Raw genomic sequence first — 20,526 nt, forward strand, 5'->3', positions numbered from 1 at the left:
TTTCTTTTTTGGTTCGCCGCACGCGCCGGATCGGCGCGCCAGCCGGCACATCGACGCGGGATCGCTCAGCCGCGCACCCGTGCTACCGCGTCGTGGGCGTGCAGGCTTTCGAAATGCGAAACCGTGGCGTCGAAGCGCACGACGTGCGGATCGGCAGCCAGCACCGCGGCCACGCGGCGCGCGGCATCCTCGCAGAACATCAGGTTCTCGGCATTGAGCGAGGCGAAGGCCTGCTCGTCCTCGCGTTTGACCGCAGTCTGGACCGGGGTGCCGAGGGCATGCTCCAGGGCGTCGACGAGCGCCAGCACCGGAAACGCCTCGACCTCGTCGGCCAGGACCAGACGCACGTCGGCGCGGCTGCGCTGGGCATGCGGTGTGGCCGCGAGACCGCGCGGCGAGGCGAGCCAGGCGCGGGTGGCCTCGACGTCAGGCGCGGCGCCGTCGAAATCACGCGCGAAGCGGTCCGCATTGAGTTGCCGCGACAGCGCGGCCGATGCCGGGCACGTGCTCGAATATTCGACCGCGACCGCCAGCGTCAGGGCCAGTCCGTCGGGCCCCAGCACCGCGTCGATCTCCACCGGATACGACTTCCACCCACTGTGGCCACTGGCGAGGGCCGGACGACGCAGCATCTGGTCGTAGCGCAGCGTGAGCTGGACCCGGTCGGCGAGACCGCGCTGGGAGTCGATGCAGTCCTGCAGCACACGATGCAGGGAGCGCCGGCCGAGGGTCTCGCTCGACAGCGCATCCTGCAGATGCAGATAAAGCCGCGACATGTGGATGCCGCGTGCGTCGGGGTCCACCAGGTTGACGCCGACATCCGCCGAGGCGGCGACGGTCACGGGGCCGCCCTCGCCCGCCTCGACCTGCAGCGGCAGCGCGATCCGCGCCATGCCGACCCAGTCGAGCAGACGGGCCGCCTGGGCCTGGTCGCCGGCGACATCGGGAAGGGACTGGGTGCGTGCGGGAATACTCAAGGGTGGACTCGCGGGAGAATTGCGGGGCGATCGACAGGGTCGACCGCGAGGCCCGCAAGTTTACCGGCTCACCCGTATGCAACCCCGCAACGGAGCGTTTCCGCGCCGCCGCTCAGCGCGCGCGTGCGGCGCGCCAGCTCGCCCACAGGGCGGCGGGCCCACGTGCGGGGCGAGCCTGGCCGGACCGGGCCAGACTGCGCAGGCGTCCCGCCAGCATCGCGTTGGCGATCCGCCGTGGGCGCGGACCGGCGGTGTTCGCCGGCCATGCGGCCAGCAGTGCCACCGCCTGATCGCGATCGCCGTGCAGGCAGGCGCGGGCCGCCAGCAGCGGCGCGACCGGCCCGGCATCCGCATCGCCCGCCGCAGCAGGAACACCGAACAGGCGCGACTCGCAAGCAGCGATCGCGCGCGCCAGATCACGCAACTGCAGCGCGGTATCCGACGCCTGGCCGCCCTCGCGCGTGGCCGGCAATACGCGCAGCGCGAGCGCCAGCGTCTGCCACGGTGCATCGAGCCGCTGCAGCGTGGTGGCCAGCGGATGCCGGCGGGCGCCCTTGGCCCAGCCCTGGAGCTCCTCCTGCCACCACGCGAGCTTGGCCAGGCCGGGCGTGGGGTCCGCGCCGCCCCAGGCCGCGTCGGCGAACTCGTCGAGCAGGGCGAACCAGGCCTCGACACGGGCCTGCTCGGACGGCGCGACAAACGCCATGCCGATGCGCCATTCGGGCCAGCGCCGGCGCCACTTGGCGAGGAAATCCGCGCCGTCGTCGGTCGCGGCGGTCACGCGGACACCGGCCAGGCACCAGGTGCGAGCAGCTGGACGGGCTGTTCGATCATCACGTCACCCTGCCAGGCGACGGGGTCATCGCTGTCCAGGCGATAGCCCCACAACGCGACGATCGACGGCATGCCCGCGGCGCGCGCCGCCTCGATGTCGCGCGCGTCGTCGCCGACATAGACGCAGGCGGCCGGCGCCAGGCCGATCGCCTCGGCTGCGTGCAGCAGCGGCAAGGGATGCGGCTTGCGTTCGGCCAGCGTATCGCCGCCGATCAGCACCGCGCACCGTGCCTGCCAGCCGAGCTGCGGAATGATCCGCTGCGCGAGGCCCTCGGGCTTGTTGGTGACGATGCCCCAGCGCGTGCCGGCCGCGTCCAGCGCCGTCAGCATCGCCTCCACGCCGTCGAACGGCGCGCTGTGGCGGCCGAGCTCCTCGCCGTAGACGGCCAGGAATTCCGGCACCAGCGCCAGCACACCGTCCGCGTCCAGCTCCGGAAACGCCACCGATGCCATCGCACGCGCGCCGCGCGAGACGACCGGACGGATGTCGGCCAGCGTCAGCGGCTCACGGCCACGGGCATCGCGCATCCGGTTGACGGTGGCCAGCATGTCGGGCGCGCTGTCGAGCAGCGTGCCGTCGAGATCGAACAGCGCGCCGGCCGGGAAACGGTCCGGCGCGCTCACGCCGGCTTCCGCGCCCAGGCGACGTAGTTGACGTCGGTGCGCGGGATCAGGCGCGCGCCATTGCGCCAAGGCTCGTACATCAGCCCGCTGACGTCGTCGAGCTGCAGGCCCGCCGCACGCAGCCAGCTCCCCAGCTCCGACGGCCGGATGAAGGACGCGTACTGGTGGGTGCCGCGCGGCAGCAGGCGCGCCACGTATTCGGCGCCGACGATCGCGAGCGCGAACGCAGCCGGTGTGCGATTGAGGGTCGATACGAAGAGATGCCCCCCGGGCTTGAGCAGCGTCGCGCAGGCCTGCAGGATCGCCGCCGGGTCGGGCACGTGCTCGAGCATTTCCATGCAGGTCACGATGTCGTAGCTGCCGGGTCGCTCGGCGGCCAGCGCCTCGACCGACTGCACAAGGTAATCCACCTGCACCCCGCTCTCGAGGCTGTGCAGCGTGGCCACCTTGACCAGATCCTCGGCCAGATCGATCGCGGTGACCCGGGCGCCGAGCTTGGCCATGGCCTCGCTGAGCAGGCCGCCGCCGCAGCCGACGTCGAGCACGCTGGCGCCGTCGAGCTGGGCGCGATGGCGCACGTAGTCCAGACGCACCGGGTTGAGCGCGTGCAGCGGCTTCTGCGGGCCGTCCGCATCCCACCAGCGGTTGGCCAGGGCGCCGAACTTGTCGAGTTCGGACTGATGGAAATTGTCGCGGGGGGCGCTCATACGGCGGCTCCGGTCAGGACTGGGGACGGATGGAGGAAATACGCGCGCGCCACTGCCGCGCGTTGGCGCCGATCGCGTCGAGGTCGAAACCCACCAGTGCGCGCTCGCGCAGCTTGCGCTGGCCTGCGATCCAGACGTCGCTGACCTGGTGGCGTCCGGTCGCGTAGACCAGCTGCGAGACCACGTGATGCAGCGGCTGGGTCTCGATGGGCGAGAGGTCCACGCAGACCAGATCGGCCTGCTTGCCCGCCTCGATCGAGCCGACCAGATGATCGAAACCGATCGCCTTCGCGCCGCCGAGTGTGGCCGCGCGCAATGCGGTGAACGCGTCGAACCCGGCCGCATCCCCGGCCACGGCCTTGGCCAGGATCGCCGCGGTGCGGGTCTCGCCGAACATGTCGAGATCGTTGTTGCTGGCGACCCCGTCGGTGCCGATGGCGACAGTGACACCCGCGCGCTCCAGCGCGCAGGCCGGGCAGAAACCGGACGCCAGTTTCAGGTTGGATTCGGGGCAATGCACCACGCTGACCCCGCGCTCGGCGCACAGGTGGATTTCCCCCTCGGTCAGCTGGGTCATGTGCACCGCGATCAGGCGGTCGTTGATCAACCCGAGACGGTCGAGGCGCGCGATCGGCCGCTGGCCGTACTGCTGCTGCGACTGCTCCACCTCCTGGGCGGTCTCGTGCAGATGCAGATGCACCGGCAGATCGAGCTGGTCGGCCAGCATGCGGATGCGCTCGAAGTTCGCATCACTCACCGTGTACGGTGCATGCGGCGCGAACGCCATCGCGACCAGCGGATCGTCGCGCCACTGGTCGTGCACCGCGCCGGCCTTGTCGAAGTATTCGTCGTCGCTGCCCGCCCAGGCGGTGGGAAAATCGATGACCGGCAGGCCCACACGTGCGCGGAACCCGTGCTGCTTGTACACGGCCGCCTGCACATCGGGAAAGAAGTAGTTCTCGTTGACGCAGGTGGTCCCGCCGCGCAGCATCTCGGCCATCGCCAGGGTGATGCCGTCGGCGACGAAGGCCGGGCTGATCACCGCGCCCTCGATCGGCCAGATGTGTTCCTGCAGCCAGACCTTGAGCGGCAGGTCGTCGGCGATGCCGCGCAGCAGGGTCATCGGGTTGTGCGTGTGGGCATTCACCAGCCCCGGCACCACCGCCGAATGCGGCCGGGCTACCGTCTCGGCCGCAGCGAAACGCCGTCGCGCGTCGGCGATCGGCAGCACGGCGACGATGCGACCGTCGTGCACCGCGACCGCGTGATCGTCCAGCACCACGGTGTGCGGCTCGACCGGCACGACATGGGCGGCCTCGATCAGCAGGTCGATGGACTGGGGCGTGTCTTGCGTGCTCATTCGCTCTCGGACTCCTGGCTCCAGAAGAACCCGTTCTGCAATACACGGGTGTCGTAGCGCGCGCCGTCGTAGCGCAGTACGCGGCTGTCGCGTCGCTGCGCGACCTGGTCGCGATCGCTGCCGGTGATGGCTTCGGTGCGCGTCACATGCGCCTGCACCCGCAGGTCGGCGAAGCCGTGATGGGTCGTGGGCAGTACGGCGATGGTGAAGCGTGCGTCCTCGGTCACCAGGCGCTGGTCACGTGCCCAGCTGCAGGGTTCGCCTTCGACGCGCGCCCAGAAATCCAGGTGGGAACTGAACACCGGGCGCAGACGTTCGCCGTCGCGGACGTACAGCGTCATCTCGTCGTTGGCGCGTGCATCCGGACAGCTCGGTCCGGGCGCCGAGTTGCGCAGCACGACACCGAATGCGCGCACGCCGCGCGCCAGGTCGTAGCGCGCGGTGTCGAGCAGAACGCCGTCCCCGGCCAGCGCGAAGGCGGCGTCCTCGTCGAGATCGGTCTGGCCGGTCGACAGCAGCCGCGCGTCGCGGGCGTCGAGCACCGCGACGACCAGCCGGAGGGCGCGCTCGCCCATGCGGTCCTCGGCCGAGGTCGGATACGCGACCGCGGCGAGCTCGAGGGTGGGGTCGAACGGCCAGATCCGGCAGGCCCGGGACACGATGGGCACCGTATCCCCCGCCGGCAGCAGCCCGGCCTCGGTCAAGGCATAGAGCACCTGGCCGCTGCAGGGATCGCGCGGCGCGTCGACGTCCGTCGCCTGCACGCCCACCGACGCGGCCACACACGCGAGCGCGCAAAGCCAGCGCCGCAGGCGGGTGACATGCCCGCCTCCGCCGCTCCCGGATATGGCCTTCCGGACGGCTGCAGCGGAGTCCCCCCACCGCGCCCCGGCTCGCATCGCGATTCCGCTGTGGACACGGCCAGGCACCGACTCCCTGTCAGACCCGATACGCGCCTGTCGAGGGCCCACGGGGTGCTTGATCCGCGACGCAAATCGCATGGCGATTTCGCTGACATCATTTCCCACGCGCAGAGGCGCTGGATCCCCGCCTACGCGGGGATGATTGATCCGCGACGCAAATCGCATGGCGATTTCGCTGCGGATCAATCACTTCACCCGGCTGACGTATTCGCCCGAGCGGGTGTCGACCTTGATCACTTCTTCCTGGGCGACGAACAGCGGCACGCGCACCACCGCACCGGTTTCCAGCGTCGCCGGCTTGCCGCCGGTGCCGGCAGTGTCGCCCTTCACACCCGGGTCGGTCTCGGTGATCAGCAGTTCGACGAAGTTCGGCGGCGTGACCATGATCGGATTGCCGTTCCAGAGGGTGACCACGCAGGTCTCCTCGCCCTTGAGCCACTTCTCCGCGCCGCCCATGCCGGCCTTGTCGGCCTGCACCTGCTCGAACGATTCGGGATTCATGAAGTGCCAGTACTCGCCGTCGGCGTAGAGGTACTGCATGTCGGTGTCCACCACGTCGGCCGCCTCGACCGAGTCGGTCGCCTTCATCGTCATTTCGACGACGCGGCCGGTTTTGATGTTGCGGTACTTCACGCGGGTGAAGGCCTGGCCCTTGCCCGGCTTCACGTACTCGGTGTCGGTGATGACGCACGGCTCGTTGTTGACCAGGATCTTCTGGCCGTTCTTGACGTCGTTCATGCCATAACTGGCCATCTTTCGCTCCTGCTGGGCCGGGTACGCCGGCGGCTACAATGTGGGGTCCCGGGCCGCGACACGCGCGGACGGCTCTTCGGATTCAATCGCACATGATACCCGCAGCCCCTCTTTCCATGCAGCCGCGGCGCTGGCAGCAGGCCTGGCGCGAGGCCGTGCGGGACCCGCGTGAACTGCTCGCGCTGCTCGGCCTGCATGAACTCGCGCTGGGGGTCTCGGACGCGGCGGCCGCCCAGTTCCCGCTGCGGGTGCCGCGCGGCTTCGTCGCGCGCATGCGCCGCGGCGATCCACAGGATCCGCTGCTGCGCCAGGTCCTCCCGCTCGACGAGGAGATGCGCCCCGTGCCCGGTTTCGGCCTGGACGCGGTCGGCGACGGCGCGGCGAAAGCCGGCCAGGGCGTGATCCACAAGTACCGGGGCCGTGCCCTGCTGGTGGCCACCGGCAGTTGCGCCGTGCACTGCCGCTATTGCTTTCGCCGTCACTTCCCCTATGCCGAGGAAACCGCCGCGGCGGGCGGCTGGGCCGCGGCGCTCGAGGTGATCGGCGCGGACGCCTCGATCGAGGAGGTACTGCTGTCGGGGGGCGATCCGCTGTCGCTGGCCACCGCCAAGCTCGCCGAACTCACCGAGGCCTTGCGCGCCATTCCCCATGTACGGCGCCTGCGCATCCATACCCGCCTGCCGGTCGTGCTGCCCGAGCGGGTGGACGCCGAGCTGTCCCAGTGGCTGCGCGCGCTGCCTTGGCCGGTGGTCGTGGTGATCCACGCCAACCACGCCAACGAATTCGACGCGAGCGTGGACGCGGCCATGCGGTCGCTGCGCGACACCGGCGCCGTCCTGCTCAACCAGGCGGTGCTGCTCAAGGGCGTCAACGATTCCACGGACGCGTTGTCCGCGCTGTCGGAGCGCGGGCTGACCGCCGGCGTACTGCCCTATTACCTGCACCAGCTCGACCGCGTGGCGGGCGCCGCCCATTTCGAGGTCGACGACGCGACCGCGCTGGCGTTGCATGCGGCACTGGTCGCGCAGCAGTCGGGCTATCTCGTTCCCCGGCTTGTGCGCGAGGTCGCAGGCGACGCATCCAAGCGTCCGCTCACGGGCGACGGCGATGGACGGAATCGCCCCCCCGTGGCATAACGCCGGTCTCTGCCACGGAGCCCCAGATGTCGACCCAAGCCGACACCGCCCTGCGCCTGCTGATCGTCGACGACCGGGTCGAAGATGCCGAAGCCATCGTCAGCGGCCTGCGCAACGCCGGCGTCGCCGTGCGGCCGTCACGTCCCGAGTCGGACGAGGAACTGGGCCGGATCGCCGCCAACCAGGCCATCGACCTGGTGCTCGCCGCCCGCAATGCCACCCTGGTGCCGTTCGCCCAGGTCATGCAGCGCGTGGCCGAGACCGGGCGCGACCTGCCCGTCATCGCCCTGGTCGATACGCTCGACGAGGCCGGCTTCGTCGAATCCATCCTGGCCGGCGCCCGGACCGTGGCGCTGCGCCATGCGCCCCAGCAATTGCTGGCCAGCGTGCGCGAGGCGTGGGCCGATCGCGACGCGCGCCGCAATCTGCGCCGTCTCGAAAGCCGTGTGCGCGAGACCGAGCGCCGCTGCGATGCGCTGATCGATTCGTCGCGCGATCCCATCGCCTACATCCACGAGGGCATGCACATCCGCGCCAACGGGGCCTACCTCGAAATGTTCGGATACGAGCAGTTCGAGGACATCGAGGGCATCTCGCTGCTCGACATGGTGGCGCCGCAGCACGTGGAAGACTTCAAGACCCTGCTCAAATCGCTGGCGAAGGGCGAGCCGCCGCCGCCGCGCCACGAAATCGAGGCGCGTGACATCGACGGCAACGCGTTTCCGGCGGCGATGGAGTTCACCACCGCCCAGTACGAGGGCGAGCCCTGCCTGCAGGTGGTGTTCCGCCGCCGCGAACTGATCGACCCGGACCTGGCGCTGGAGCTCGAGGAATTGCGCCATCGCGACCAGGTGACCGGCCTGCTGAACCGCCCAGCCTTCCTGCGTGCGCTCGAGGACGCCGTCGACGAGGCCGCGCAGGCCGACCGCCAGTACGGTTTCCTGATGATCGAACCCGACCATCATCAGCAGCTGCTCGGCGAGATCGGCCTCGACCACGCCGACGATCTGCTGGCCGCCGCCGCCGAACGCCTGCGTGGCCTGCTCACCGACGGCGCGACCGCGGCCCGCTACGCCGGGCATACGCTCGCCGTGCTGCTGCCGGGCGCCGACTACCACACCACCTCGGCCCTCGCCGACCGCATCCGCGACGGCTTCTCCGCGCAGCTGTTCGAGATCGGTGCACGCTCGAGCGTCGTCAGCGTCAGCATCGGCGGCGTGCAGATCGGCGAAAAGATCGCCAACGTCGGCCAAGTGCTGGCCCGCGCCACGCGTGCGCTGGAGTCCGCGTCCGGGACGGGCGGCAACCGCAGCGAGATCTTCGATCCCAGCGCCACCGATCGGGTCGAGGAGGAACGCATCCAGGCCTGGGTGGCGCGCCTGCGCGGCGCATTGGACAACGACGGCTTCCTGCTGCATTACCAGCCGGTGATCAACCTGCAGGGCGACACGGCCGCGGTCTACGAGATCCTGCTGCGGCTCGACGGCGGCGACGAACTGATCGCGCCGGGCACCTTCCTGTCGATCGCCGAGGACAACGGCATGCTCGGCGAGATCGACCGCTACGTGGTCGGCCGGGCGATCGCCGCGATCGGACAGCGCCTGCGCGAGCACCGTCCGACCACGCTGCTGGTGAAGATCAGCCAGGCCTCGCTGGACGACGACAGCCTGGCGGAATTCATCGGTGCGCAGCTCGCCGCGCACCAGGTGCCCGGCGAGTACCTCGTGCTGCAGCTGCCGGAGTCCAAGGTGTTCACCCACCTCAAGGCGGCGCAGGCGTTCGCGGCGAACATCGGCCGCTTCGACTGCCGCTTCGCCTTGGAGCAGTTCGGCGTCGGGCTGGATTCGTTCCAGCTGCTGACCCACCTGCAGCCGCACCTGCTGAAGATCGACCGCAGCTTCACCGACGATCTGACGGGCAACGCGGAGAACCAGGAACGGATCGCCGAGATCGCGCGCCGCGCGCGCCAGATCGGGATCCGCACCATCGCCGAGTTCGTGCAGGATGCGGCGAGCATGACGATCCTGTTCGCCGCCGACATCGATTACGTGCAGGGCAACTTCCTGGCGCCGGCGGGCCCGGGCATGAATTACGACTTCGAATAGCGTCTCGGGTCGTCTCCGCCCCGGCAGTTGGCTGTCGGCGGACTGCACGAAAAGCCCGCCGATCGGCGGGCTTTTCGTTCGGTGCGCAGCCGGCTCAGGCCAGGATGCCCTGCTTCACGGCCGCGCTGTCCGGCGACGCGTTGCGCAGTGCGGCGATGCGCTCCTCGAGCGGCGGATGGCTCATCAACAGCCGCTTAAGCCCACCGCCGACGCCGCCGCTGATGCCGAAGGCGGCCACCTGCTTCGGCAGGGTGTTCTGGCCGTACGTCAACGACAGGCGCTCGAGCGCGGCGATCATCTTCTCGCGGCCGGCCAGCATGGCGCCGCCCTCGTCCGCGCGGAACTCGCGATGCCGCGAGAACCACATCGTGATCATCGAGGCGAACAGGCCGAACACCATGTCGAGCACGAAGACCACCGCGAAGTAGCCGATGCCACCACCGCCGTTGTCGCGACCGCCGTTGAGGTAGCCGTCGACCACGCGGCCGACCACGCGCGCCAGGAAGATCACGAAGGTGTTCATGACCCCCTGCAGCAGCGTCATGGTCACCATGTCGCCATTGGCGACGTGCGCGACCTCGTGCGCGAGCACGGCTTCGGCTTCGTCGCGGGTCATCGCACGCAGCAGTCCGGTCGACACCGCGACCAGAGACGCGTCGCGGCGCGCGCCGGTGGCGAACGCGTTGATCTCGGGTGCATCGTAGATCGCCACTTCCGGGGTGCGGATGCCGACCATCTCGGCCTGGCGCTGCACCGTCGTCAGCAGCCAGCGTTCGGCTTCGTTGCGCGGCTCGGTGATGACCTGGGCGCCGGTGAACCGCTTGGCCGACCATTTCGAGATCGCCAGCGAGAAGAACGCGCCGCCGAAACCGAGCAGCGCCGCGAACACCAGCAGCCCGCCGTAGGACGCCGGACTGACGCCGAGCACCGCCATGACGATACTGACCAGTGCCAGCACGGCGAGGTTGGTGGCGATGAGAAGAGCGTAGCGTTTGATCATCGGAGTCTGGATCTGTCGGCGCCTGCGCGGGGCGAAACATTGCGCTGGGTGGATGTGCGACCACCACGTTAAGATTTCAATTCCCGCGCCGTGCGGCGCGCGTGCAGGCCGTCTGACAGTTCATGATCGGGACAGTTCCAGGCCTCTGCCCTGATGATCGCCGCTGATCGCGTCACGCCCGTGGTGGGCCGGTTCGCGCCGTCGCCGACCGGGCCCTTGCATGCCGGCTCCGTGCTCGCCGCGCTCGGCAGCTGGCTGATGGCGCGCCGTCGCGGCGGCCTCTGGCACGTGCGGATCGAGGATGTCGACCGCGTGCGCGCGGTGCCCGGAATGGCCGAACGGCAGCTCGCCACGTTGCAGGCGCTCGGCCTGCACGCGGACGGCCCGATCGTCCGCCAGAGCGATCGTGATGCGCACTACCAGCAGGCGCTCGACCGGCTGCTCGAGACGGGCGATGCCTTCGTCTGCCACTGCAGCCGACGCGACCTCGAGGCGAGCCACGGCCGCCACCAGGGCCGGTGCGTCGCCGTGAGGCGTCGCCCCGATCCGGCGATCCGCCTGCGCGTGCCCGTGGGCACCCGGGTGGCATTCGAGGATCGGCTGCGCGGCCGCATCGAGCAGGATGTCGGCGAGGCCGTCGGCGACTTCGTGCTGCGTCGCGCCGACGGCCTGTGGGCCTACCAGCTGGCCGTGGTCGTCGACGATGCCGCGCAGCAGGTCACCCATGTGGTGCGCGGCGCCGATCTGCTGGATTCCACGCCCCGGCAGATCCTGTTGCAGCGCCGGCTCGGCCTGCCGACGCCGGCGTACGCGCACCTGCCCCTGCTGCTCGATGCCGACGGCCGCAAGCTGTCGAAATCCGATGCCGCGTCGCCGGTGGAACCGGCATTGCCGCTGCGCGCGCTCGAACGCGCCTGGCAGCAGCTCGGCCAGGCCGCGCTGGGGGATGTGGCCGATGTGCGGGCGTTTCTCGAACGGGCATGCGCGTGCTTCGATCCCGGCCGCATTCCACGCGATGACATCCGATTGTGCGGCGCACCACAAGCGCGCGGGACCTTTGACTAGACTGGCCCGAGCATCGCCGCACCGGTGGTGCAGGCAACGGAGGGATGCAATGAGCGCACGCGTGGCACTGGTGACCGGAGGAACCGGAGGAATCGGCACGGCGATCGTGCGTCGCCTGGCCGACAACGGCTATCGGGTGGCGACCAATTACCGCAACGAGGACAAAGCCCGGGCCTGGCAGGCCCAGTTGCGTGCCGACGGCTACGAGATCGCGCTCGCAGCCGGCGACGTGGCCGACCATGCGGCCGCCGAGGCGATGGTGCGCGACGTCGAAGCGCAACTCGGACCGGTCGACATTCTGGTCAACAACGCCGGCATCACCCGCGACGGCACCTTCCACAAGATGAAGCCGGACCAGTGGCAGGACGTGATCAACACCAATCTCAATTCGGTCTACAACGTCACGCGTGCGGTGATCGAGGGCATGCGCGAACGCAAATGGGGCCGGATCATCCAGATCAGCTCGATCAACGGACTCAAGGGCCAGTACGGCCAGGCGAACTACGCCGCCGCCAAGGCCGGCATGCACGGGTTCACGATTTCGCTGGCGCGCGAGAACGCCAAGCTCGGCATCACCGTCAACACCGTCTCGCCGGGGTATGTCGCCACCGACATGGTGATGGCGGTGCCCGAGGACGTGCGCGCGAAGATCGCCGCCGACATTCCCACCGGCCGGCTCGGGCGTCCCGAGGAGATCGCCTACGCGGTGAACTTCCTCGTCGCCGACGAAGCGGCCTGGATCACCGGCTCGAACCTCGACATCAACGGCGGCCACCACATGGGCTGGTGAGTGCGCGGGTGCGCCGCGCAACGCGGCGCGCCTCACGCGGTCCGTACCCGACCGGACGGTCGCGCCACGGCCCCATCCGCCCCCATTCAGTCCGCGCCCGAGTTGCGTGCCCTCCGGGGCTACGCCATGCTGCGCGGCACCAATGACCCGAGTGTTGGCTTCATGAGTGCAACGCGCATCATCAAGAAATACCCGAACCGTCGGCTCTACGACACCGAGATTTCCAGCTACATCACCATCGAGGACGTGCGCCAGCTGATCGTCGACGGCGAGGCGTTCGAAGTCCGCGATGCTAAGAGCGGCGAAGACCTCACGCGCTCGGTCCTGCTGCAGATCATTTCCGAGCACGAGTCGGACGGCGAGCCGGTGCTGTCGACCCAGCTGTTGAGCCAGATCATCCGCTTCTACGGCGATTCGATGCAGGGCTTCATGGGCACCTACCTCGAGCGCTCGATGCAGGTCTTCCTCGACCAGCAGCAGCAGTTCCGCCAGCAGATGGGCGGCCTGCTCGGCCAGACGCCGTGGACCATGATGAACCAGCTCACCGAGCGCAACATGGAACTGTGGAAGGAGTTCCAGAAGACCATGGTCGGCGGCGTGGCACCCACGGCCCGCCCGGGTGATCGTGATCCGCCCAAGCGCGGTCGCTGATCCGCCTGCAGCCTCTCCACGGCGCGGACTCCGCGCCGTTTTCGTTTCCGCGTTTTCCGGATGAATCCATGACCCACACTCCACGCGTCGCCATCGTCACCGGTGGCCTCGGCGGCATCGGCCGCGCCATCTGCAGGCAGCTCGCCGAACGCGGCGTCCAGGTCGTCGCCGCTGACCTGGCGGCCGACGCCGATCGGCTCGAGGCCTTCGCGACCGACATGGCCGGCCTGCCGGTGACCACGCTCGCGGTCGATGTCGGCGAGGCCGCTGCCTGCGCGTCCGCGGTCGCCGAGGTCGAACGACGCCACGGGCGGCTGGACATCCTCGTCAACGCCGCCGGCATCACCCGCGATTCGACGCTGCGCAAGATGTCCACCGAGCAGTGGGACGACGTGCTGCGCATCAATCTCGACAGCGCGTTCCATCTGTGCCGGGCGGCCGTCGACGGCATGCTCGCGCGCGGCTTCGGCCGCATCGTCAACATCAGCTCGGTCAGCGGCCAGACCGGCAATTTCGGCCAGACCAATTACGCCGCGGCCAAGGCCGGCCTGCACGGCTTGACGATGTCGCTGGCGCGCGAGGTCGCGGCCAAGGGCGTCACCGTCAACAGTCTGTCACCGGGCTACGTCGAAACCCCGATGACCGCGAAGATGCCGCCGGAGGTGCTGGCGCGCACCGTCGCCAGCGTGCCGGTCGGCCGGGTCGGCCAGCCCGACGACATCGCGCGCGCGGTGGTGTTCCTGACCGCGGACGATGCGGGTTACATCACCGGCATCAACCTGCCGGTCAACGGCGGCCTGCTGATGGGGTTCTGAGGCGCCGCGGCGTCCGCACCTCTCACAACGCCAGTGCGGGTTGCTGCTGCGCGTCTTCGCAGAACTTCGCCCGGTACTCCATCGCCTTGGGCATCAGGTTCTGCAGGTTCTGGATGCGGGTGCCGGGGTTGGGATGCGTGGATGCGAACTCCGGCTGGGATTGCCCGCCGCTCGCGGCCGACATGCGCTCCCACAGCGGCACGGCCTCGTTGGGATCGAAGCAGGCCGCCGCGGCCAGCATCAGGCCGACGACGTCGGCCTCGGTCTCGTGCTTGCGCGCATACGGCAGCAGGTAGCCGTAGCCCATCGCGGCCATGACCATCTGCTGCTGTTGCGGATCCATGCCGCTCATCGCGCCGGCCATCTGGCCGACCTGGGTCAGCCGCTGCTGCGCCATGCGCTGCGCGCCATGCCGCAGCAGCGCGTGCGCGATCTCGTGGCCCATCACCACCGCCATCGCGTCGGCATTCTGGGCCACCGGCACCAGGCCGGTGTACACCGCCATCTTGCCGCCCGGCAGGCAGAACGCATTGGCCTGTTCGGAATCGATGACGTTGACCTCCCAGTCGAAGCTCTCTGAGAACCGGGTCGGCTGCAGACCGTTCTCGCGGGCCAGCTCGGCCTCGACCACGCCGACCTTGGCGATGAGCCGGTCGGCGATCGCGCGCACGTAGCGGGCGATCGCGCTGTCGGCCGGCACCGGACGTTCCTGCTGCAGGATCTGCTCGTAGGCTTCGAGGCCCAGCGCCTTCTCGTCGTCGACGTCGAGCGCGCGGTCGATCAGCACGGTCTCGCCGGTGACCGGATCGGTCGACCGGTTGGCGAGGTAGTAATAGACGCCGTAGCCGGCGAACAGCAGCAGCATGACGAAGCGCAGGTTGATGCCGCGCCGGGGTGCGCGTGCGGCCGGACGCCGGTCACCGCGGCCGAAGGGATCCTGTCTCATGGTGTGCTCCGATGCCGGAAAAGGCGGGGTCAAAGATCGCGGACGACGCGGAAGCCGATTCTGGCATTGGTCGTGTCGACTTGCGCCAACGCGCGCCAGCTGGCGCGGGTCTGGGCCGGGGAGCTGGCCCAGGAGCCGCCGCGGATGACCTGGTCGCGGCACCCGGGGTTGACCCAGGCCGAGCCGTCGCCGGGAGCCCGGCGGTAGGTGGCGTGCCAGCAGTCGGCCATCCATTCGCTGACATTGCCGGCCAGGTCGTGCACGCCCCAGGTATTGGGCTGGAAACTGCCGACCGGCGCCGGCCCCCAGTAGCCGTCGCCGTAGCCCGGAAACGCGTTGCCCCAGGTACGCCCCGACGGCGAGCGGTCGAGCGCGCCGGTCATGTTGCCGCTGCCCTCGGGCGGTGTGCCCTCGCCCCACGGATAGCGCTCGCTGCTGCCGTTGCGGAAGGCGTATTCGAACTCCGCCTCGCTCGGCAGCCGGTAGCGCCGGCCACTCTGCGCCGACAGCCAGTCGACGTAGGCCTGGGCGTCCTTGGCACTGACGTGCAGCACCGGCAGGGTGTCGCCGGCCGGACGCCCGGCGTAATCGGAGCGCCAGTCGACATTGCTGCGCCGGAGAAAATTGCCGGTGCGCTCGTCGTAGGCCATCGAGAACCCGCGCCGCACCGCACGCGACTGGTAGCCGGTGGCGTCGACGAAGCGGCGGAATTCGCCCACCGTCACCTCGCGTACGCCCATCGCGAAACCGCGCTCGAAGCGCACCGGATGCCGCGGCTTTTCGTTGTCGTCGGCATCGTCGTCGCCCGGCAGCGCGCCCATCATGAAACCGCCGTGCGGCAGCACGACCATCTGCGGCCCGCGCGCGCCGCCTTCGAGCGCATCGGTGAACACCTGGCCGGGCCGGAAATCGCCGTAGTGCACGGCGCGGTCGATCCGTTCGCGCAGATCCAGCGCCACCGGATCGCCGGGCCGGGCGATGGTCAGGATCTCGGCCAGGCGTTCCCGGGCCTGGACGACGCCGTTGATCTTCGGCAATGCGGCCACGCCGGCGTCGCGCAATTGCCGGATGCGGGTGGCGCGCATGCGCTCGATCCGCCGTTCGGCGTCGGGCACCGTGGCGAAGCCCGGGCGGATCTCCGCAGCATGCGCCAGCCATTGCGTCGCGAGCGGAAAATCGCCCTCGGCCGCCGCGTCTTCGGCGCGCCGGATCATCGCGCTCTCGACCGCCGCCATGCCCTGGAGCGCGCGCGGTTGTCCGGGCCGCAATGCGGCGGCCGCGCGGAACCCCGCCAGCGCCCCGCCCCCGGCTTCGCCGAGGTCACCGGCCTGCATTGCGCGTTCGGCATTGCGGTTGAGTTCCCACAGGCGATCGCTGGCATCCACGCGCTCGAGATAGGCGATCACGTCGGCATCGTCGGCCGCGAGATACCGGGCGACCGCCGCGAACGCATGCGCCGCGCGCAGACCGGCGATCGAATCGCCGGTATCGGCTTCGTCCAGCGCCATGCGGCCGAGCACCAGCACGCGCGCGCGCGCCTGTCGCAGACCGGTGGCCGCGGCCCGCTCCTGACCCTCGACCGCCGACAGGGCCAGATACAGCGGAATCGCCGATTCGGCGGTCGCATAGAGATCGTCGTCGCGCAGCGCCGCGTCGGCGCGTGCGCGCGCATCGTCGACCGCGTCGGGTTCGATCCGCGGCAGCGGCGGCGTCCAGTTGAGTTCGGCCACGATCACGTCGTCGCCGCTGATGGTCACGCTGCCGTCGCCCGGAGCGTCGGCGGCGCTGTCGGCATCCATGCGGCCACAACTGGCGAGCACGCCCAGCACCATCAGGCCGGCGACAATGGTTCCACGCAAACGGGGCTCCCGTGACCGCATCGCGCCAGATTAAGCCATCGCCGGCGCCGTCGTGCCGTCATGGTCCGCCGCGATTGCCGCCACCCGGCGGCGCCGCTAGGCTGTCGCGCATGACCTCCTCCAATGCGTGCTGGATCAATGATCCGGCCAGTCTCCGCGCGCGGCTCCCGGCCGCTCCCGCCCGTGTCGGGCTCGATACCGAATTCATCCGCGAACGCACGTTCTGGCCGCAGCTGGCCCTGGTGCAGATCGCGGTCGAGCGCGACGGCGGCATCGATGTGCTGCTGGTCGATCCGCTCGCACCCGGCATGGTCGACGCCCTGCGTCCGCTGCTGTCGGATCCGGACATCGTCAAGGTGATGCACAGCGCCAGCGAGGATCTGGTCGCGTTCGGTCATGCCTGCGGCGCGGTGCCGGCGCCGTTGTTCGACACCCAGATCGCCGCGGCGCTCGCCGGCGTGGGGGGCGGCATGGGTTACCAGCGTCTGGTGCATGCGCAGCTCGACATCGCGCTGCCCAAGGGCGAGACGCGCTCGGACTGGCTGCGCCGGCCGCTGTCGCCGACCCAGCTCGACTATGCCGCCGACGACGTCGAGCATCTGTTCGCGCTGCATGACCGGCTCGCCGCCCGCCTCGACGCACTCGATCGCGCGGCCTGGCTGCGCGAGGACTGCGCGCGTCTGGTCGAGACCGCCGGCAATCTGGAGGGCGAACGCTGGCCGCAACTGGGCGGCCGCACCGGCCAGTTTCTCGATGCCGACGCGCAGCGTCGCCTGCTGCGCCTGCTGCGCTGGCGCGAACAGCAGGCCCGCCTGCAGGACAAGCCGCGCAGCTGGATTCTCGACAACGAGCTGGCCACCCTGCTGGCGCGCGATCCGCCGGCCGATCCGGTCGCGCTGCAACGCCGGCTCGAGGCGCATCCCAAGGCGCCGCGCAAGCTCGGTGCCGCGATCTGGCAGGCGCTGACGACCGAGTTGCCGGACGAAGCCGAGGCGCCGTTGTCCAATGGCGAGGAACCCGACCGCAAGCGGCTCAAGCGCCTGCAGCAGGCCGTGGCCACGCGCAGCGCCGAACTCGGCCTGCCCGACGGCATCCTCGCCTCGCGCAAATGGCTCGAGGCGCTGGTCGAAGGCGCGGACTGGCCGGGTGCGCTGGCGGGCTGGCGGCGCACGCAGCTCGAACCCGTGCTCGCGCCCCTGCTCGCGGAGGCTGGCGAAGCGTCGACGGCCTCTGTATGATGCGACGCTTCGTGGGGCGGTAGCTCAGCTGGGAGAGCGCCACGTTCGCATCGTGGAGGTCAGGGGTTCGATCCCCCTCCGCTCCACCACGAAACAGGACACCCCGGAAGGCGCAGGCCTTCCGGGGTGTTTCTTTGTGCGCTGCGTGTTGCGCCCGAGCCCGCATGACGGGCGCCGACGCGCGCGGCGTCAGTGGCCGGCCTGGTCCGATCCGGACTCGCCTGGAATCACGGTGTCGGTGTCCAGCAGCTCGCGCACGTACAGGCGTTTGACCAGCACGTAGAGCACCACCGTCAGCGGCGCGGCGAGCAGCAGCCCGGTGAAGCCCTGCAGCGAACCGAACACCAGCAGCGAGAACAGCAGCAGCGCCGGCGGCAGCTCCACAGCGCGCTGCTGGATCAGCGGCTGCAGCAGATTGCTCTCGATCTGCTGGATGACGATGTAGAGCGCAGTCGTCGCCAATCCGATCTGCGGACTGACGGTGAAACCGAGCAGGATGCCGGGAATGGCCGCGGCGATCGGCCCGATGATCGGCACGAAATCCAGCAGGAACGCGATCAGCGCGAGGGCGAACGCGGCCGGCACGCCGAGCAGCCACAGCCCGATGCCGGTCAGCACCGCCACCACCGCCATCGCCACCAGCTGGCCACCCAGCCACAGGCGTAGGGCACGGGCGCTGCTGTCGAGTGCGTCGGCGCTGACGTCACGGACCGACTTCGGAATCAGCTGCAGCAGCCCGGCGCGGTACATGCCGGGCTGGGCTGCGATGTAGATCGCACCGATCAACACCAGCAGCAGGTTCATCAGTCCGCCGGAGAAGGTCATCGCCATCGCGCCGGCACTTGTGGCGATGCGCCCGACGTTGTTGCGCAGGGTGTCGATCTGCTCGGCGAGCAGGCTGCCCACCGTGGTTTCCTCCACCCACGCCTGGAACTGCGCGTAGGCCGGCGGCAGGGCTTCCACCAGCGTGGCGACCTCGCGCGAGACCTGGGAACCGAACAGCCACAGCAGCAGTCCCAATCCGCTCGTCAGCACGACCAGCACGATGCCCAGGGCGATCCCGTGCGAGACCGGCAGCACCCGGCGCAGCAGATTGGACAGCGACAGCAGCATGGCCGCGAAGACGATCGCGCCGAAGACCAGCATCAGCACCGGCAGCAGCGCCCAGAACAGGACGAGGGCCGCGACCAGCGCGATGACGATCAGGACCTGGCGGGTGAAGCGGGAAAGATCGGAAGGCAGCGGCATGGCATCCAGGGCGTCGGCGGCGTATCGGCCCGGGCGGCCATGACCAGCCGGGGCGAACGGGGTCTGCCTTGTCCCATACACGCCGTGCAGGGCATGCATTCAGCCCCGCGAAGGCGGCCACCGGGCCGGCATCCCTGTCGTCACGCTCGCCAGTGGCCGCGCGAAGGTGTACAAATGTACACCATGGACACCCTGCCCCCACAACGCGCCGCCGTACTCGATTTCATCCGCGAACGGCTGGCCGCCGGCCGGCCGCCCAGCCTGGCCGAGATCGCCACCCAGTTCGGCTTCGCCTCGCGCAATGCCGCGCAGAAACACGTGCGCGCGCTGACCGAGGCCGGCCTGCTGGAAGCGCGTCCGCACGAGAAACGCGGCCTGCGACTGCCCGGCGCCGCGGCGGTCCGCCCGGATCTTCTGATGCTGCCCGTGCTCGGCCGCGTTGCGGCCGGCGTGCCGATCGGCGCCGACATCGGCCTGGACCGGCAGCTGTGGCTCGACCGCGGCGTCTTCGCGTTGCGGCCGGACTACCTGCTGCGGGTCGAAGGCGATTCGATGATCGACGACGGCATCCTCGACGGCGATCTGGTCGGCGTGCACCGCAGCGCCGATGCGCGCGACGGACAGACCGTGGTGGCCCGGCTCGACGGCGAGCTGACGATCAAGCGGCTGGCGCTTGCGGCCGACGGCCTGCAGCTGTTGCCGCGCAATCCCGCCTACGCGCCGATCCGCGTGCCGGCCGGTGCCGACTTCGCGATCGAAGGCCTGTTCTGCGGACTGGTGCGGCAGGGCTGACATGACGGCGGCACAGCCCCTCGATGCCCTGCTCGCCGCACGCACGGTCTGGCACGCCGGCCGCAGCGCCCAGGCCGTGGATACCGGCGAGCCGACCGGCTTCCCGGCGCTGGACGCGGTGCTGCCCGAACGCGGCTGGCCGCGCGGCGCGCTGACCGAGCTGCTGCTGCCGGCCGACGGCGTCGGCGAACTCGCGCTGCTGATGCCGGCCCTGGCACGTATGACCGCTGCCGGTGAGCGGGTCGTGCTGGTCGCCCCACCGTACGTGCCCTATGCCCCCGCCTGGCAGGCCGCCGGCATCGATCTGGCGTGCCTGGACATCGTCGACGCCGCGCCGCGCGATGCCCTGTGGGCCTTCGAACAATGCCTGCGCAGCGCCGCCTGCGCGGCAGTGCTCGGCTGGCCGCAGACCGCTGACGACCGGCTGCTCCGGCGGTTGCAGGTCGCGGCCGACACCGGTGGCGGCTGCGCCTTCGCGCTGCGCGACCGTCGGCATGCGGTCAATGCGTCGCCGGCCGCGCTGCGTATCGAGTACCGGCCCGACGACGGCGCCTGGCAGGTACGCAAATGCCGCGGCGCGCAGCCGCCGGCAACCGCGCTGCGGTTGACGCATTGATGTCGCGACACGCCGCGTCCATCACCGCCGTCCTCGATCCGGAGGACCGTGTCGTGCGCGTGTCGCATGCATCGGCCAGACGCCTGC

General features: G+C 70.1%; 20 protein-coding genes and 1 tRNA gene. 10 read left to right on the forward strand and 11 right to left on the reverse strand.

Going from position 1 to position 20,526, the window contains the following annotated elements:
* Positions 1-65: 65 nt before the first annotated feature.
* The 7 genes from folE2 to efp form a co-directional block, all read right to left on the reverse strand.
* Positions 66-977, reverse strand: a complete 912-nt coding sequence (folE2, locus tag PQS31_RS00455) for a GTP cyclohydrolase FolE2 (protein WP_272760715.1) — start codon at positions 975-977, stop codon at positions 66-68.
* A 112-nt stretch (positions 978-1,089) separates the two neighbouring features.
* On the reverse strand, positions 1,090-1,758 hold the full coding sequence (locus PQS31_RS00460; RefSeq protein WP_272760716.1) for a phytoene/squalene synthase family protein: 669 nt from the start codon (positions 1,756-1,758) through the stop codon (positions 1,090-1,092).
* The gene (locus PQS31_RS00465) at positions 1,755-2,435 is read right to left on the reverse strand and encodes a phosphoglycolate phosphatase (RefSeq protein WP_272760717.1); all 681 of its coding nucleotides are present in this window, start codon (positions 2,433-2,435) and stop codon (positions 1,755-1,757) included. The genes PQS31_RS00460 and PQS31_RS00465 overlap by 4 nt, the downstream gene beginning before the upstream one ends.
* Positions 2,432-3,142, reverse strand: coding sequence for a bifunctional 2-polyprenyl-6-hydroxyphenol methylase/3-demethylubiquinol 3-O-methyltransferase UbiG (ubiG, locus tag PQS31_RS00470; protein ID WP_272760718.1), 711 nt, complete (start codon positions 3,140-3,142; stop codon positions 2,432-2,434). Before ubiG ends, PQS31_RS00465 begins: the two co-directional genes overlap by 4 nt.
* A 13-nt stretch (positions 3,143-3,155) precedes the next feature.
* Entirely contained in the window at positions 3,156-4,502 is a 1,347-nt protein-coding gene (locus tag PQS31_RS00475) for a TRZ/ATZ family hydrolase (protein WP_272760719.1), read from the reverse strand.
* Positions 4,499-5,284: a hypothetical protein gene (locus PQS31_RS00480; protein WP_272760720.1), complete on the reverse strand. Its 786-nt coding sequence runs from the start codon at positions 5,282-5,284 to the stop codon at positions 4,499-4,501. The genes PQS31_RS00475 and PQS31_RS00480 overlap by 4 nt, the downstream gene beginning before the upstream one ends.
* A 327-nt stretch (positions 5,285-5,611) precedes the next feature.
* Positions 5,612-6,178 (reverse strand): elongation factor P, encoded by a 567-nt coding sequence (gene efp / locus PQS31_RS00485; RefSeq protein ID WP_272760721.1) that lies wholly within the window; start codon positions 6,176-6,178, stop codon positions 5,612-5,614.
* A gap of 92 nt (positions 6,179-6,270) precedes the next feature.
* On the opposite strand from efp, the gene epmB reads away from it, so the two are divergent.
* Together epmB and PQS31_RS00495 are read left to right on the forward strand one after the other, a co-directional pair.
* On the forward strand, positions 6,271-7,314 hold the full coding sequence (gene epmB, locus PQS31_RS00490; RefSeq protein WP_272760722.1) for an EF-P beta-lysylation protein EpmB: 1,044 nt from the start codon (positions 6,271-6,273) through the stop codon (positions 7,312-7,314).
* A 26-nt stretch (positions 7,315-7,340) separates the two neighbouring features.
* Positions 7,341-9,419 (forward strand): EAL domain-containing protein, encoded by a 2,079-nt coding sequence (locus tag PQS31_RS00495; RefSeq protein ID WP_272760723.1) that lies wholly within the window; start codon positions 7,341-7,343, stop codon positions 9,417-9,419.
* 94 nt (positions 9,420-9,513) lie between these two features.
* Here the strand turns inward: PQS31_RS00495 and htpX are convergent, their stop codons facing one another.
* Positions 9,514-10,419, reverse strand: coding sequence for a protease HtpX (gene htpX, locus PQS31_RS00500; RefSeq protein ID WP_272760724.1), 906 nt, complete (start codon positions 10,417-10,419; stop codon positions 9,514-9,516).
* A gap of 153 nt (positions 10,420-10,572) precedes the next feature.
* On the opposite strand from htpX, the gene gluQRS reads away from it, so the two are divergent.
* The 4 genes from gluQRS to phbB (PQS31_RS00520) all read left to right on the forward strand — a co-directional run bounded on the left by gluQRS (position 10,573) and on the right by phbB (PQS31_RS00520) (position 13,740).
* Positions 10,573-11,484: a tRNA glutamyl-Q(34) synthetase GluQRS gene (gene gluQRS, locus PQS31_RS00505; RefSeq protein WP_272760725.1), complete on the forward strand. Its 912-nt coding sequence runs from the start codon at positions 10,573-10,575 to the stop codon at positions 11,482-11,484.
* Between the two features lie 49 nt (positions 11,485-11,533).
* Complete coding sequence (gene phbB, locus PQS31_RS00510; protein WP_272760726.1) at positions 11,534-12,274, forward strand: acetoacetyl-CoA reductase; 741 nt, start codon at positions 11,534-11,536, stop codon at positions 12,272-12,274.
* A 162-nt stretch (positions 12,275-12,436) separates the two neighbouring features.
* Positions 12,437-12,925: a polyhydroxyalkanoate synthesis repressor PhaR gene (gene phaR / locus PQS31_RS00515; RefSeq protein ID WP_272760727.1), complete on the forward strand. Its 489-nt coding sequence runs from the start codon at positions 12,437-12,439 to the stop codon at positions 12,923-12,925.
* 68 nt (positions 12,926-12,993) lie between these two features.
* The gene (gene phbB / locus PQS31_RS00520; RefSeq protein ID WP_272760728.1) at positions 12,994-13,740 is read left to right on the forward strand and encodes an acetoacetyl-CoA reductase; all 747 of its coding nucleotides are present in this window, start codon (positions 12,994-12,996) and stop codon (positions 13,738-13,740) included.
* Between the two features lie 22 nt (positions 13,741-13,762).
* Here the strand turns inward: phbB (PQS31_RS00520) and PQS31_RS00525 are convergent, their stop codons facing one another.
* On the reverse strand, positions 13,763-14,686 hold the full coding sequence (locus PQS31_RS00525) for a M48 family metallopeptidase (RefSeq protein ID WP_272760729.1): 924 nt from the start codon (positions 14,684-14,686) through the stop codon (positions 13,763-13,765).
* A 29-nt stretch (positions 14,687-14,715) separates the two neighbouring features.
* Positions 14,716-16,545, reverse strand: coding sequence for a formylglycine-generating enzyme family protein (locus PQS31_RS00530; RefSeq protein WP_272760730.1), 1,830 nt, complete (start codon positions 16,543-16,545; stop codon positions 14,716-14,718).
* Positions 16,546-16,655: 110 nt separating this feature from the next.
* Here PQS31_RS00530 and rnd point away from each other — a divergent pair, with 110 nt between their 5' ends.
* Both rnd and PQS31_RS00540 read left to right on the forward strand, forming a co-directional pair.
* Entirely contained in the window at positions 16,656-17,783 is a 1,128-nt protein-coding gene (gene rnd / locus PQS31_RS00535) for a ribonuclease D (RefSeq protein ID WP_272760731.1), read from the forward strand.
* Positions 17,784-17,796: 13 nt separating this feature from the next.
* A tRNA-Ala gene (locus PQS31_RS00540) sits at positions 17,797-17,872 on the forward strand.
* Between the two features lie 100 nt (positions 17,873-17,972).
* Here PQS31_RS00540 and PQS31_RS00545 read toward each other — a convergent pair.
* Positions 17,973-19,031 (reverse strand): AI-2E family transporter, encoded by a 1,059-nt coding sequence (locus PQS31_RS00545; protein WP_272760732.1) that lies wholly within the window; start codon positions 19,029-19,031, stop codon positions 17,973-17,975.
* Between the two features lie 183 nt (positions 19,032-19,214).
* Here PQS31_RS00545 and lexA point away from each other — a divergent pair, with 183 nt between their 5' ends.
* Positions 19,215-19,823 carry a transcriptional repressor LexA gene (lexA, locus tag PQS31_RS00550; protein WP_272761430.1) on the forward strand — a complete coding sequence of 203 codons (609 nt, stop codon included), beginning with the start codon at positions 19,215-19,217 and terminating at the stop codon, positions 19,821-19,823.
* A 1-nt stretch (position 19,824) separates the two neighbouring features.
* Entirely contained in the window at positions 19,825-20,439 is a 615-nt protein-coding gene (gene imuA, locus PQS31_RS00555; protein ID WP_272760733.1) for a translesion DNA synthesis-associated protein ImuA, read from the forward strand.
* Positions 20,440-20,526 lie beyond the last annotated feature (87 nt).

It is taken from the genome of Luteimonas sp. BLCC-B24, assembly GCF_028550595.1.
Taxonomy (GTDB): domain Bacteria; phylum Pseudomonadota; class Gammaproteobacteria; order Xanthomonadales; family Xanthomonadaceae; genus Luteimonas.

Coding starts and splice junctions, on each gene's coding strand:
- lexA (WP_272761430.1), top strand. CDS start 19,215: ATGGACACCCTGCCCCCACAACGCGCCGCCGTACTCGATTTCATCCGC.
- phbB (WP_272760728.1), top strand. CDS start 12,994: ATGACCCACACTCCACGCGTCGCCATCGTCACCGGTGGCCTCGGCGGC.
- phaR (WP_272760727.1), top strand. CDS start 12,437: ATGAGTGCAACGCGCATCATCAAGAAATACCCGAACCGTCGGCTCTAC.
- htpX (WP_272760724.1), bottom strand. CDS start 10,419: ATGATCAAACGCTACGCTCTTCTCATCGCCACCAACCTCGCCGTGCTG.
- epmB (WP_272760722.1), top strand. CDS start 6,271: ATGATACCCGCAGCCCCTCTTTCCATGCAGCCGCGGCGCTGGCAGCAG.
- PQS31_RS00525 (WP_272760729.1), bottom strand. CDS start 14,686: ATGAGACAGGATCCCTTCGGCCGCGGTGACCGGCGTCCGGCCGCACGC.
- ubiG (WP_272760718.1), bottom strand. CDS start 3,142: ATGAGCGCCCCCCGCGACAATTTCCATCAGTCCGAACTCGACAAGTTC.
- gluQRS (WP_272760725.1), top strand. CDS start 10,573: ATGATCGCCGCTGATCGCGTCACGCCCGTGGTGGGCCGGTTCGCGCCG.
- rnd (WP_272760731.1), top strand. CDS start 16,656: ATGACCTCCTCCAATGCGTGCTGGATCAATGATCCGGCCAGTCTCCGC.
- PQS31_RS00475 (WP_272760719.1), bottom strand. CDS start 4,502: ATGAGCACGCAAGACACGCCCCAGTCCATCGACCTGCTGATCGAGGCC.
- PQS31_RS00495 (WP_272760723.1), top strand. CDS start 7,341: ATGTCGACCCAAGCCGACACCGCCCTGCGCCTGCTGATCGTCGACGAC.
- PQS31_RS00545 (WP_272760732.1), bottom strand. CDS start 19,031: ATGCCGCTGCCTTCCGATCTTTCCCGCTTCACCCGCCAGGTCCTGATC.
- efp (WP_272760721.1), bottom strand. CDS start 6,178: ATGGCCAGTTATGGCATGAACGACGTCAAGAACGGCCAGAAGATCCTG.
- phbB (WP_272760726.1), top strand. CDS start 11,534: ATGAGCGCACGCGTGGCACTGGTGACCGGAGGAACCGGAGGAATCGGC.
- imuA (WP_272760733.1), top strand. CDS start 19,825: ATGACGGCGGCACAGCCCCTCGATGCCCTGCTCGCCGCACGCACGGTC.